Annotated in this window: 13 protein-coding genes and 1 tRNA gene; 4 read left to right on the forward strand and 10 right to left on the reverse strand. The window is 57.3% G+C overall.

Features of this window, described 5'->3' with window-relative positions; translation table 11 throughout:
* Positions 1-132: 132 nt before the first annotated feature.
* From I9188_RS12640 to I9188_RS12650, 3 genes are all read right to left on the reverse strand, one after another.
* The gene (locus tag I9188_RS12640; RefSeq protein ID WP_209506951.1) at positions 133-1,155 is read right to left on the reverse strand and encodes an aspartate-semialdehyde dehydrogenase; all 1,023 of its coding nucleotides are present in this window, start codon (positions 1,153-1,155) and stop codon (positions 133-135) included.
* Positions 1,156-1,258: 103 nt separating this feature from the next.
* The gene (locus I9188_RS12645; protein WP_209506952.1) at positions 1,259-2,290 is read right to left on the reverse strand and encodes a glycosyltransferase family 4 protein; all 1,032 of its coding nucleotides are present in this window, start codon (positions 2,288-2,290) and stop codon (positions 1,259-1,261) included.
* A 21-nt stretch (positions 2,291-2,311) separates the two neighbouring features.
* Complete coding sequence (locus I9188_RS12650) at positions 2,312-3,484, reverse strand: MFS transporter (protein WP_209506953.1); 1,173 nt, start codon at positions 3,482-3,484, stop codon at positions 2,312-2,314.
* A 140-nt stretch (positions 3,485-3,624) separates the two neighbouring features.
* Here I9188_RS12650 and I9188_RS12655 point away from each other — a divergent pair, with 140 nt between their 5' ends.
* Positions 3,625-4,767, forward strand: coding sequence for a DUF3095 domain-containing protein (locus I9188_RS12655; RefSeq protein ID WP_209506954.1), 1,143 nt, complete (start codon positions 3,625-3,627; stop codon positions 4,765-4,767).
* Positions 4,768-4,771: 4 nt separating this feature from the next.
* Here the strand turns inward: I9188_RS12655 and I9188_RS12660 are convergent, their stop codons facing one another.
* Positions 4,772-5,542 (reverse strand): HpcH/HpaI aldolase/citrate lyase family protein, encoded by a 771-nt coding sequence (locus I9188_RS12660; RefSeq protein ID WP_209506955.1) that lies wholly within the window; start codon positions 5,540-5,542, stop codon positions 4,772-4,774.
* Positions 5,543-5,730: 188 nt separating this feature from the next.
* Between I9188_RS12660 and hpaR the strand changes: the two genes are divergently transcribed.
* Entirely contained in the window at positions 5,731-6,165 is a 435-nt protein-coding gene (gene hpaR / locus I9188_RS12665; RefSeq protein WP_209506956.1) for a homoprotocatechuate degradation operon regulator HpaR, read from the forward strand.
* Positions 6,166-6,642: 477 nt separating this feature from the next.
* Here hpaR and I9188_RS20385 read toward each other — a convergent pair whose 3' ends face one another.
* Complete coding sequence (locus I9188_RS20385) at positions 6,643-6,768, reverse strand: hypothetical protein (RefSeq protein ID WP_280922405.1); 126 nt, start codon at positions 6,766-6,768, stop codon at positions 6,643-6,645.
* On the opposite strand from I9188_RS20385, the gene I9188_RS12670 reads away from it, so the two are divergent.
* Positions 6,767-7,465, forward strand: a complete 699-nt coding sequence (locus I9188_RS12670) for a fumarylacetoacetate hydrolase family protein (RefSeq protein ID WP_209506957.1) — start codon at positions 6,767-6,769, stop codon at positions 7,463-7,465. The two genes, I9188_RS20385 and I9188_RS12670, sit on opposite strands and share 2 nt — an antisense overlap.
* A 3-nt stretch (positions 7,466-7,468) precedes the next feature.
* Here the strand turns inward: I9188_RS12670 and I9188_RS12675 are convergent, their stop codons facing one another.
* Positions 7,469-8,680, reverse strand: a complete 1,212-nt coding sequence (locus I9188_RS12675; RefSeq protein WP_209506958.1) for a crosslink repair DNA glycosylase YcaQ family protein — start codon at positions 8,678-8,680, stop codon at positions 7,469-7,471.
* Positions 8,677-9,702, reverse strand: a complete 1,026-nt coding sequence (locus I9188_RS12680; protein ID WP_209506959.1) for a LacI family DNA-binding transcriptional regulator — start codon at positions 9,700-9,702, stop codon at positions 8,677-8,679. Before I9188_RS12680 ends, I9188_RS12675 begins: the two co-directional genes overlap by 4 nt.
* 115 nt (positions 9,703-9,817) lie before the next feature.
* On the opposite strand from I9188_RS12680, the gene I9188_RS12685 reads away from it, so the two are divergent.
* A tRNA-Arg gene (locus I9188_RS12685) sits at positions 9,818-9,894 on the forward strand.
* A gap of 191 nt (positions 9,895-10,085) precedes the next feature.
* On the opposite strand, the gene arsJ is transcribed toward I9188_RS12685, so the two are convergent.
* The 3 genes from arsJ to I9188_RS12700 are packed head-to-tail and all read right to left on the reverse strand — an operon-like array spanning position 10,086 to position 13,176.
* Positions 10,086-11,351: an organoarsenical effux MFS transporter ArsJ gene (gene arsJ / locus I9188_RS12690; protein WP_209506960.1), complete on the reverse strand. Its 1,266-nt coding sequence runs from the start codon at positions 11,349-11,351 to the stop codon at positions 10,086-10,088.
* A complete protein-coding gene (locus I9188_RS12695; protein WP_209506961.1) occupies positions 11,348-12,346 on the reverse strand; it encodes an ArsJ-associated glyceraldehyde-3-phosphate dehydrogenase in 999 nt (332 codons plus the stop codon). Before I9188_RS12695 ends, arsJ begins: the two co-directional genes overlap by 4 nt.
* On the reverse strand, positions 12,343-13,176 hold the full coding sequence (locus I9188_RS12700; RefSeq protein WP_209506962.1) for a helix-turn-helix domain-containing protein: 834 nt from the start codon (positions 13,174-13,176) through the stop codon (positions 12,343-12,345). The genes I9188_RS12695 and I9188_RS12700 overlap by 4 nt, the downstream gene beginning before the upstream one ends.
* Positions 13,177-13,302 lie beyond the last annotated feature (126 nt).

Below are 13,302 nucleotides of genomic sequence, written 5' to 3' on the forward strand. Positions count from 1 at the left end.
TAGGTGTTGGGAAGCCCGTCTTTCAAAACCCTCGCTCATTGGCGGCACAGGCCGGAAACTTGACGAATGGTACAAAAAAACCCGCTGAACATGCAGCGGGTTTCTTTGTTTCCTGTCCAAAGAAGCTGTTTGTCAGCCCTTGTTCAGAACCTCACGGCCCAGCAGCTCGGCGATCTGAACCGCGTTCAGGGCGGCGCCCTTGCGCAGGTTGTCGCTGACGCACCACAGGTTCAGGCCGTTCTCGATGGTCGAATCCTGGCGGATGCGGCTGATGAATGTGGCAAAGTCGCCTGCGCATTCGATGGGCGAGACGTAGCCACCCGCTTCGCGCTTGTCGATCACCATGATGCCTGGCGCTTCGCGCAGGATATCGCGGGCTTCGTCTTCGTCCAGGAATTCCTCGAACTCGATGTTCACGGCCTCGGAATGGCCGACGAAGACCGGAACGCGGACGCAGGTGGCCGTAACCTTGATCGACGGGTCGACGATCTTCTTGGTCTCGACAACCATCTTCCACTCTTCCTTGGTCGAGCCGTCTTCCATGAAAACGTCGATTTGCGGAATGACGTTGAAGGCGATCTGCTTCTGGAACTTTTTCGGCTCAACTTCGGTGGTAGGGTTGTAGATGGCCTTGGTCTGATCCCAAAGCTCATCCATACCTTCCTTGCCGGCACCCGAAACCGACTGATAGGTCGACACAACAACGCGCTTGATCTTGGCGCGGTCATGCAGCGGCTTCAGCGCGACAACCATCTGCGCGGTCGAGCAGTTGGGGTTGGCGATGATGTTCTTGTTCTTATAGTCGTGGATCGCCTGCGGGTTACATTCCGGCACGATCAGCGGAATGTCCGGGTCATAGCGATAGAGCGACGAGTTATCGATCACCACACAACCCGCGGCCGCTGCCTTGGGGGCATAGACCTTGGTCGCCTCGGACCCCACTGCAAACAGCGCCATGTCCCAGCCGGTGAAATCGAACGTGTCCAGATCTTTGGTCGTAAGGGTCTTGTCGCCAAAGCTTACTTCGGTACCCAGCGAGCGACGGCTTGCCAGGGCGGCAAGTTCATCAACCGGGAACTGGCGTTCAGCCAGAATGTTCAGCATTTCGCGGCCCACGTTGCCCGTGGCGCCGACGACTACGACGCGATAGCCCATTTCATGTCTCCAAAGTTAAGGACGCGCGTTCATAGCTGCGTTGCGGCGAAGAAAAAAGGGCTATCAGCGGGGTTTTCAACGACTGATGCCAAATTCAAGCGGTTCAATCGTTCAAAAGTCGTTCATAAAGCGCAACCAGCGCCTTTGCTTCGCCCTGAATGTCGAAATGCTGCTCGACATGGGCCCGGGATGCCTGGCCTGCTTGTGACAGGGAATCATTACTTTTCAGCATTTGCGCAATCGCCTCGACCAAGGCAGGAACGTCATCGGGGGTCACCACTTTGCCAAAGGACGGATCAGTAATAATCTCGGAAAACGCGCCGACATCTGTGGCCACGACCGGAACACCGCAGGCCATCGCTTCGAGAGGGGTCAAACCAAACCCCTCCCACCTCTGTGGCGCAACAAACAGGTCCAGGGCCTGATACCATTCAGCAATCTGATCTACGGTGACCTCGGGCTTGAAAAGGATGCGATCAGACAAGCCAGCTTTGGCGACTTTATCCTTCAGTTCGGCCAGAAAAACGGTGTGTTTCTCGGTTGCCCGGCCCATGATGATACCGGACACTGTGTCGAACCGTCCGCAAACGTCAATCATGGCGTCGACAAAGGCATCCGTGCCTTTTTGGTGTCGGATACGGCCATAACACCCCAATAGTAGCCCATCTGGCAGCCCCAGCCGGGCACGGACAGCGGCCTTGTCTGAAGGCGGAACAAAGTCCTGCAGGTTGATGCCATGCATTACCACCTGCGAGTCTCGCTCAAGATACCCTGCGGTTTTGCGCGAGGTTGCAACGACAGCATCCATCTTGCCGATCAGCCATTTGGTATAGCCTGTGTGCGGCCTTTGGGACGCGCTTGTGAACAGCATTTTGAGTTTCAACCGGAACATATCGCGCAGGATGAGGCCCAGTAGCATCTCGGTGTTGCGGCGCGCGTGCCAGACCCGCCATTTACGACGCGACAGGAAAGGCAGTCGACCAAGCGGGATGTGCGGGGTGTCGGCGGGCAGACCAGGGCCAGTGGCGACGATATTGATCCATTGCGCTTGCAGCGGAACCAGTCGTGCTATGGTAGCCGTTACGCCCGAAAGTCTGCGTTTCAGATTTGGGGCTATGACAACGGGGTCTTTCAACGGGCTCTCCTGATGGCTGCATCAATCCACACTATCCCGGCTGAATAGATAGATCACGCACCCTATGGCAAGGGTGACCGCAAAAAACCCGAATATTGCCGTGTAGGGCGCGGTTGGTCCTGTGAGCACGGTGGCTGCGTGAATACGCCCGGTGACAAATTGAGCTATACCAACGCCGCCGATGCCGAACAGGTTCAGCAATGTCACACCACGCCCTACCAGATGCGGAGGGACAAACGCCCGGCCATGGGCCATGATGACCGGGAAGCTGGCACCGGTAAAGCCGACGACAGCCATTAGCAGGACGGACAGCCATATTGCATTATCAATCCACAGGCAGAGCAGGCCCAGCGCAACTGAACCCAAAGCGTTGCCAGCGAAAACCACCCATTTCCGGGTGCCAAAAATACGGTCCAGCGGTCCGTAGACAAAAGTGCCCGCAATCATAGCCGCGCCCATGATCAGCGTTGCGGTGCCGATCTGAGTGGAACTGAGGCCGAAAACGTCATTCAGGTACGGCCCGGCCCAAAGCCCGCGCAGCGCGGCAGCTGGGGCGTATGCAACCAGCATCAGGGGCAGGATCAGCCACAGGGCAGGCTCCTTCAGCAGATCCAGCAGCGATCCCTTGCGTTCTGTTTCGACCTTCGAAGGGTCATGAACGGTCAGCCACAGGCCCAATGCGATTGTGACGGATAACATGGCCAGCCCGACCATCGTTGCACGCCATCCCATCCATTCCACGGCAAGCGCAGTTGGATAAGAAGCCACCAGATTGCCTACAGAGCCTGCACCCAGCATCACGGCGGCCAATGTGGCAAACTGCGCCGGAGGGTATTCGCGCGCAAAGATATAGTAGGATGCCATAAGAATCGGAGAGCACCCGACACCGATCAGGCCCATGGCTATGCTGATGTGCAAGGGCGTTGTTGCGGCTGCGAAAACCGCCGCTCCACCTGCCCCGCCCACCAGAAGCAGCGCGGCGGACGTGAGGCGGGGGCCAATCTTGTCCAGCGCCCATCCGACCGGGATCTGCATGACGGCGAACACGATAAACCAAAGACCGGAAGCAAAGGCCAGATCTTCGGGCGCGGCACTGATGTCACGTTCCAGATCCAGGCTGAGAACCGCAAGGAAGGCACGGAAAAACTGGCTCAGCACATAGCCCAGGCATAAAACCACCAAACCTGCCTGCATATTTAGCCCTTTCCTGCTCGTCCGAGGAAAATGCTTGGCACGCCGTGATGCAACGCACAAGCCTGTGTATTATGTTTCAAAATCAGGACATGGCTCGCCTTCCGGCTATCTTTGTCAAAACATTGATTCCGAGGGGGAGCATGAAAGACCTCCAGTCTGCATTTTACGAAAACCTTCCCTTGCAGCGCGATTTTACCCGTCTGTCAGATCCTGCGCAGTTTTCAAAACTGCCCGATGATTGGGTTCTGGGTGTTGCCGACATTGTCGATTCAACGGGCGAAATTGCGCGGGGCCGGTACAAGACCGTCAATACTGTGGGCGCTGCGGTCATTTCGGCCATGATCAATGCAATGGACGGCGCGTTGTTTCCATATGTTTTTGGCGGCGATGGGGCGGGGTTTGCTGTCCCGCCTGGAAAAGCTGAAACCGCCCGGGCTACGCTGGCGGATTTGCGGCGCTGGGCAGATGAAGAGTTCTCTATGCCATTGCGGGCGGCGTTGGTGTCGGTGGCTGATATTCGCAAAGCGGGTAAGGATCTGCGCGTTGCGCGCTATGCACCCTCTACCGGAGTGGATTACGCTATGTTTTCCGGCGGTGGTCTGGCCTGGGCCGAGGCCGGGATGAAAGCCGGGCAAAACATGGTCACACCCGCAGGGCCAGGTGCACAGCCGGATCTGACAGGTCTGTCTTGCAGGTGGTCCAACAGCCCGGCCCGTCACGGTCAGATCGTTTCACTGGTCGTACAGTCCACACCGTCAGCAACCGAACGGGACTTTGCCGATCTTGCGCAATCCGTCCTATCCGCGTCGGAAGCGCTTGAGCGCGCAGGCCATCCGGTGTCGGAAAAGGGTCCGCCCATGACATGGCCTCCGCCCGGCCTTGACATCGACGCACACGTGTCGCGCGACGGGCGTCATGTGATTTTGCACAAAGTCGTCCTGCTGGTTCAGAACCTGTTGATCGCGGTATTGTTCAAAACTGGCCTGCGGATGGGACGCTTTGAGCCGGACCATTACAGACATATGGTCAGCAGCAATGCCGATTACAGAAAGTTTGATGACGGGCTGAAAATGACGCTCGACTGCGATCCGGACACATTGCGCCAAATCGAACACCTGCTTGAAGAGGCGCGTCGCCGGGGGAAAATCAGATACGGTTTGCACGCACAGGACGAGGCGATGATGACATGTATCGTCCCCTCGGCCACACGGGATGACCATGTGCATTTTGTTGATGGAGCCTCGGGTGGCTATGCGCAGGCCGCGTCGGCAATGCGCGGTTGACTGTTTAGGATGGTTTCCATTGCCCGGCCAGCGCGCGTGCCGCCTGTGCCAGCAGCATCACATCTATACCGACCGCTAGAAATTGGGCGCCCATGTCCAGATAGGCCTGACGCGCTTCGTCATTGGTGGCAAGGATGCCCGGTGCTTTGCCTGCGGCCTTGATCCGGGCCAGGGCGTCCGCGATGACCGCGCGCACCTCGGGTGCGGTGCTGTTGCCTTTGTACCCCATGTCGGTTGACAGATCAGCGGGGCCAATGAAAACGCCATCCACACCTTCGACTTGAAGAATGTCATCCAACGCGGCCACTCCGGCGCGGGTTTCCACTTGCAACAACAGGCAGATTTCCTGATCTGCGGTCTGGATATAGTCACTTGTAGACCCATACATCGTGGCGCGCGATGCCGCTGCACCAACACCCCGCACCCCGTCCGGCGGATAACGGCAGCCACGGACCAGATCCTGCGCCTGCGCGGCGCTTTCAACGACCGGAACCAGCACTGTCTGGGCACCGGCATCCAGAACCATCTTGATCAACCAAGTCTCTCCAACAGGGACCCGCACAACGGGATGAGATGCGCTGCTGGCCAAAGCTGTCAGTTGATCCCGGATCGAGCGGATATCATTTGGCGCATGTTCACCATCGATCACCAGCCAATCGAAACCCGCGGTTCCCATGATCTCGGCGGTGACGGATTCGGCAAAGCTCATCCAGCAACCAATCTGCTGTTCGCCCTTTATTAGAGCCTGTTTGAACATATTCTTTGGGGCTGACATGCTGAAACCTCATATTTGAGCCGGTGCAGGTGAGAAGGACATGAAATGGATCTCGGTCGCATCTTCAACGGTCGTTCTTAATTGTCCAGCCTGAAATCGGCCCGCATAACGTGCGAATACAGGTGTGGGCGCTGCTGCTGTGTGTCGGGTTGCTTGCTTATATCCCGGATTTCGGTGATAATTTTCTTATGACCGACGATCTCCCTCTGACGTCGCGATCTTTGCCTATTGCGCTTTTGCGGGCGCGGGAAAAGGTTATGGGACCCATTCGAGCAATGCTGGCTGACGCTGGCGTCACGGAACAGCAGTGGCGCGTGTTGCGGGTGTTGAACGAAGAAGGCCCGCAAGAGCCGACCCATATCGCTGATCGCGCCTGCCTGTTACTGCCAAGCCTGACACGCATTCTGCAAAAGCTGGAGACCCGTGGACTGATCACGCGGCGCAGCCATCCGGCGGACCGACGACGTCAGGTTGTTGAGATCAGCACAAAAGGGGTTCAGATCATTCGCGCCAATCTGGCTGCAAGCACGGCTCAGGCAGAACGTATTCGATCTCAGCTTGGGCCGGACAAGCATGAACTCCTGCTGGATCTGCTGAACGAGTTGAAAGACCTCGAATCCTGATCATCGGCACTGCATCAGATGTCTTCGGCAGTGACCCCGCCGGAAACTGTAGGGGGAGTCTCCGACGGGGCGGCCAGACCCGGCCTGGTCGTTGGTGCCTGGCCCAAGACCGGTTACGTCAAACCTGACGGTCCGGCCTGTGCTTCGGAGTACATGAAAAGCCTGTGATATGGCTCTGAACAGGGCCTTTTGGCCCTTGGGGGAGGGGCCTTGCACCTATACTCTCCGAAACTGGTTTAGGCAGTTGCCGACCGGTAAATGGGTCAGCGTATGGTTTGCCGACGTCACTTTGGTGAAATGCTTTACCAAAGCTGCTGTTCTGAATTTTGACACCGCACCGAAATCGGCGCGGGCCTGACTACCTGAGGATTTAGCCCGGATTTGGACTGAGCCAAGAGTTGTTTCGACCTGTTTGTGTACTGGTGAGACCATAAAAACTGATGAAACCAATTTTTGACACGGCGTCAGTCATTCCGGTCAGAATTGAGCCGTTTCACGCTGAAACACCTCTTCGAGATTGGCGAAATACAGCGTGTTTTCCGGGCTTGCTGGCGGGTCTGGCAGACGTAATATGGCAGTTGCGCAACCTTCAGGGACTATCATGCCAAACAGCCTGTTTCCGCTTCCGGACCCGATCACCATCCCCGTTGTCGGCGCGGCGGCCGGATATCCCATTGGACGGATCTTCTGCGTCGGTCGAAATTATGCAGCCCATGCCGCCGAAATGGGGAATGAGGTGGATCGCGAGGCACCTTTTTACTTCACCAAATCCGCCCCGAACGCCGTACTCTCAGGTGCGACGGTTCCTTATCCTGCCGGGACCCAGAATTACCATCATGAGATGGAATTGGCATTGGCCATTGGAAAGCCCGTGTTTCGCGCCACTAGCGCGCAGGCGTGGGATGCCGTTTTTGCCTATGGCTGCGCCCTGGATATGACGCGCCGTGATCTGCAAATCCGCGAGCGCAACAAGCAGCGGCCCTGGGATCTGGGAAAGGACGTCGAATACGGAGCGGTCTTTGCCCCGTTGACACCAGCCACCGACTGGACCCCGGAGGATGACAAACGCATTCAGCTAAGCGTAAACGGAGAGTTGCGCCAGAACGCGACCCTGGAGGAGCTGATCTGGAAGATCGACGAGATTGTCATGCACCTGTCCGGCTTTTACCACCTGCGCCCCGGTGACCTGATCCTGACCGGTACGCCGGCTGGTGTTGGTCCGGTCGTTGCGGGGGATGTTCTGACAGGTAAGATTGATAGGCTGGAGCCGGTCAAGTTGACCCTGTCAGACGCAGAATAGACCCTAAACAGGCTCTTTCAGCCAGTCCTTGGCGAAAGTCACATGTTCCACACCGGCCAGTCGCCGCACCCGGTCCAGCTCGGCGTTCAGGCGTCGGGTACGGGCATCTGACCAGCGGACCCGGCGCTCGGGCCAGAGCGCTTTGACGTGAAGCAGGTCACGATCGCGGTGGGCTTTCATATCGATACGGCCAATCATACGGTCGCCCTCAAGCAGCGGAAAAACGTAGTATCCATAGGTTCGTTTGGCCTCGGGGACGAAAACCTCGATGCGGTAGTGAAAGCCGAACAGCCGCTCGGCCCGGTTGCGGTCGCGCAGCATGGGATCAAACGGGCTGAGCACGCGAATGCGGCCTGGTGGCTGCGGTACTTCGGTCGTCAGATCTGGTCGGGCGTATGTCTTGCGCAAGCGCCCATCGGCACAGGTAACCTCGATTTCTTCAATATCGCCACTTTCCAGCGCCGCAGCGCACCAGTCTTTTGCCTCAGCCGCGCTGACGGTGTCCCAGAAAGCCGCCAACTCTCCGGATGTTGCAAATCCCAGCCGGTCCAGTGCGGCGTTGCACAACCAATCCACGGTCCCCTCGGCATCACAGGGCGTGCTGCCGGGGCAGAGATGTGTTTCAATCACGCGCTCTGTCAGATCATAGCGTTTCTGGAAGCCATCCCGACCAACGACGGTCAGGGCACCCGAGCGCCACAGATACTCCAACGCGGTTTTAGATGGGTGCCAGTCCCACCACCCACCCGAGCCCTTCTTTTCATCCTTGCCAACATCCGATGACGACACCGCCCCATGGTCGCGGATGTGTTGCAGGACAGTGTCAAACTGCTGTTCGAACCCATCCCGCCGCCAGTTCTTCCACCGCGCCTTCAACATATCCGCATCCCGCTGAAAGCGCAGATGCCAATGCTGATAGAACTCCATCGGAATGACCGCTGCATCGTGCGTCCAATGCTCGAAAAGCGCATTGTCCCTTTCATAGAGCCTTTTCAGGTTGGCGCTGCGATAGGCGGGCCTGCGCGAGAACAGGATCATGTCATGTGCTCGGGCAACGGTGTTGATGCTGTCAAGCTGAACAAACCCAAGCCGTTGGATCAGATCCAGAAGCGCGACACCTTTGGCCGAACCCGAGGGTTGTTCGCCCAAAGCGTGGCGGTCCATGAAGATCGCCCGTGCCGCCCGATTGTCGAGCCTTTTCAGGGGTGTGTTCATCGCCGTTTCAGCGTGTCACCATAACTGATCGTGGGGGTCAGAGTAACGCGTGTCTCGATCTCGGTATCAGGATTTTCCAGACGTTCGGCGATGATCTGAGCGGCTTGACGGCCGATTTCCAGACGACAGGCGTCCATCGTCGCGAGTTTTCGGGGCAAGCCTTGCAAAAGCTCGACATTGTTAAACCCGGCCAGACCGATCTGTCCCGGAATATCGATACCCTGTTCCAGCAGGTACAGCAGGCCACCGGCCCCGATCATATCGTTCGAGTAATACAGAAAATCCAGCTCGGGTGAGCGTTCCAGCATGGCCTGGGTCATCTCGCGCCCTTTGGCCAGGGCCGATCCGCCGGAATAGAACTCGCGATCCTCGATCTCGATCCCGTGTTTGCCAAAAACCTCGGTAAAGCCCTCGAACCGCTTCCGTGCGCGATGGTCCAGCGGCATCTTGGTACCCATGAAACCGATATGCTGATACCCGGCCTTCAGGATTGCCTGCGCCATTTCGCGCCCGGCGCGGCGATGTGAGATCCCCACCATCGCATCCACCGGCTTGCCATCCGTGTCCATGATCTCGACCACCGGAATACCCGCCGAATCCAGCATGGCGCGTGCGGCTTCGGTATGTTCAAGCCCCGCAATGATCACGCCAGAGGGCCGCCACGAGAGCATCTCGTACAGCACTTTTTCCTCTTTCTCGGGCAGATAATCGGTTACACCGACCACGGGTTGCAGTTCGGTGTCTTCCAACACCTGGTTGATGCCTGTCATCACCTCGGGGAAGACCATGTTCGAAAGCGAAGGGATGATCACCGCGATCAGATTAACCCGGCTGGACGCCAATGCGCCCGCGATCTTGTTGGGAACATAGCCAAGCTCCTTGGCGGCCGCCAGAACGCGGGTGCGGGTGGCGTCAGACACATCCCCCCGGTTACGCAGAACCCGGCTTACCGTCATCTCGGATACTCCGGAAGCCTCGGACACATCACGAAGGGTAAGCGGGCGTTTGGTTTCACTGTTCACGGGAGGCACCTGCGTTGTTGTTTTGTCCGATGGTAGCGTGAACAGGTCGGTGTGTACAACAATTGTGCAAAGGCGATGACAACCCGGAAAATCCCGGTTACAGAGAGCCTGGCACGGCCCCGTGGCTCAACTGGATAGAGCAGCCCCCTCCTAAGGGGCAGGTTGCAGGTTCGAATCCTGCCGGGGTCACCAGAAAAATCGGATAATTTAGCAGATACCGGGTTTCTGCGGCCAGCGTTGCCGTTTTGATTTGCTAAGGCATATGCCGAAACATATTGAATTTCCGCCATTCGTTCTTCGATAGCATTATGCAGCCTGCCCGATCAGGGTGCCACCAATCATGGCGAGGGCGATTCAGATTGAGAGGTATCGTTCAAAAACGGTCACGTCAGTGCTTCGGAGGTTTGGTCCGTCAGTTTGCCTGAAGTCAGCGCAGCAAGGGCAACCATCACGGTCGCGGTCCCGAGAACCAAGGGCAACCCTCCGATCTGATAGGTCAGGCCGGACAGAACCGTGCCGATCAGCCGGCCTGTTGCATTTGCCATGTAATAAAACCCGACATCCATTGTCACACGTTCAGACCGGGTGAAGGCCAGGATCAGATAGGAATGCAGCGATGAATTCACCGCAAATATTGCTCCGAAGATCAGCAGCCCAGCCACAAGCGTTGTGGTCAGCCAGGTTTCAGGCCCATGTGACAGCAATATGGCCAATGTTAGAGCCGCAGGAACGCAGAAAAGGGCACTCGCCCAACTGCGCGCCGCGCGGATCAAATCGCCTTCGGTTCGATCCGCCGCACGAAGGATCTTTGGCGCGTAGGCCTGCACTGCGCCATAGAAGATGACCCACAGCGCCATAAATGTTCCGATCATGAAGAACGCGGCACGGTTGCCGTCGTCGGTGCCATCCGACAGGACGGTGTAGAAATAGACCGGAATGCCGACCACGAACCAGACATCGCGCGCGCCGAACAGAAAGACACGCGCTGCGGATAGCCAGTTCACATTGGCGGATTTTGACAATACTTCCGAGAATTTTGCCCCTTTTCGCCCCTTCGGCAGGCCCGCTGGCATGAACAGGATAACTGCAAACAGGATCAGTGCCAAAACCGCCGCCATGACCAGGATTGCCGCCATGATTCCCAACGTGGCCAGCATGGCCGCGCCCAACAGGAAACCCAGCCCTTTGACGGCATTTTTTGATCCGGTCAGCACAGCGACCCACCGAAACAGCCCTCCGCCCTCGGACGGGGCCAGCAGCTTAACAGAAGATTTCGACGACATCTTGGCCAGATCCTTGGCCACTCCGCTTGCCCCCTGCACCATCATCACAAAGCTGACCGAGGCGGTAACGGTCCAGTGCGGATCAAGCTGCGTCATGGCAAGCAACGCCACCACCTGCAGCCCCAATCCCGCATAAAGGGTGGAAGTTAACCCGAACCGGGCGGCAATCCAGCCTGCGGCCAGGTTTGTGACGATCCCTGCGATCTCATAAAGCACAAACAGATAGGCCAGCTGAACCGGCGTGAAGCCCATGGTGTGAAAGTGCAGCAGCACCAACATCCTGAGCGCCCCGTCAGTCAGCATGAAGGCCCAATAGGCCGCCGTGACCGCGACATAAGCCGACAGTCCTTCGGGCCGCTGGGTCACAGCGAGGACCCGACCATCAGCGCCACATCCACCAAGCGGTGCGCATAGCCCATCTCATTGTCGTACCACGCATAGATTTTCACCTGCGTCCCGTTTATCACCATGGTCGAGGGCGCATCGATGATCGAAGAGCGTTTGTCATTGGTGTAATCGGTGGATACCAGTGGGCGGGTCTCATAACCCAGAATGCCCTTCAGTTCGCCCTCGGCAGCGGCTTTGAAGAAAGTGTTGACCTCTTCCACTGTGGTTTCACGCTCAACCTCGAACACACAATCGGTGAGCGAGGCGTTCAGCAACGGCACCCGAACCGCATGGCCGTTCAAACGACCTTTGAGTTCCGGATAGATCAGAGTGATGGCCGTGGCCGAGCCGGTTGTGGTCGGGATCAGTGAGTTGAGGGCCGAGCGTGCGCGCCTGAGATCCTTGGCAGGCCGATCCACGATTGTCTGCGTGTTGGTTACGTCGTGAATCGTCGTCATCGATCCGTGGCGGACGCCCAGGTTTTCGTGAATGACCTTCACGACAGGCGCAAGACAGTTTGTCGTGCACGAGGCCGCCGTCACGATCCTATGCGCCGCGGGGTCGTAGGTTCCGTCATTCACACCCATGACGATATTGGCTGTCGGCCCGTCCTTGACCGGAGCAGAAACAACAACCTTCTTCACCCCAGCGTCAAAATACGGTGCCAGCTTCGCTTCGGTCTTGAACACGCCGGTGCAGTCGATCACCACGTCAACACCGTCCAGCGGCAATGCGCTCGGGTCTTTTGTGCCAATTAACGGCAGGCGGGTTCCGTTGACCGTGATGCTGTCGGCATCAAAGCTGAATTCTGCATCCCATCGTCCATGCACGGTGTCGAACTCCAACAGATGCGCGTGCATCTGGGGGTCGCCGACAGAATCGTTGATCCAAGCGATATTCGCGCCCTGTTCCAACAAGGGCTTCAGGGCCAGTTTCCCCATTCGGCCAAGGCCGTTCAAAGCGTAAGTCGTCATGGTGCATCCTCAAGGGGCGACCGCGCGATTTCATCAACGGCGGATTGCAGTGCGATCCGGTCCAGGCTTTCAACCGGCAGTGATGTAAAGGCTTGAATCCGACGTTTCAGCGCGCCGTACGCGTTTTGAAAGGCCAGGCTTTTTTCGGCATCGGTACCTTCTGCCTTGACCGGATCTGCCATGCCCCAGTGACCGCTGATTGGCTGGCCTTCCCAGGCGGGGCATTCTTCGTTCGCAGCCTGATTGCAGACCGTAAAGACGAAATCCATTTCAGGCGCGTCCCGCCCCGAGAACTCGGATACATTCTTTGAGCGGAGCGCCGAAGTATCGTGCCCCTTGTCTTGCAGAACTTGAATTGCAAACGGGTTGAGTTCGGAAAACGGCCGTATGCCGGCCGAATAGACAGTGAATCGATCCCCGCCGATATCCCGCAAAAGGGATTCGGCAAAGATCGACCGGGCAGAATTACCCACGCAAATGAATAACACGTTGAATTTTCGGTCAGCCATGGTTTCACGTCCTTTCGCCAAGGGCATGCAAAGATCGGGTCGGCCACGGCAGCAATCCACGAGTAGGAAATCGAACATGTGCTGCACGTTCTTCATTTCAACCGAATAGAGCAGTGATGTCCCGGAGCGTTCCTGCTTGACCAACCCGGATCGCAGCAACGCGTTGAGATAGTTCGACAAGGTGCTGGACTTAATCCCCAGTTCCGACGCCAGTTCCCCCGCCGGAACGGCGTCGGGATACCGTCGCATCAACATGCGAAACACGGTGATACGTTGTGGATGGCCAAGGATGGCCAGTTGATCGATTACTTCTGTTATCATATTTCATGAATTATGGAATTATAGTTATGGAGTCAAAACGACTTTTGCGTCGTTACAAAAATTTCACAAACTGGAAGCTCGCCCCAATGGATTGATCATTGGCCCAATACCTCGACGACAACATCT

It is taken from the genome of Ruegeria sp. HKCCSA071 (assembly GCF_017872555.1).
Lineage (GTDB): Bacteria > Pseudomonadota > Alphaproteobacteria > Rhodobacterales > Rhodobacteraceae > Ruegeria.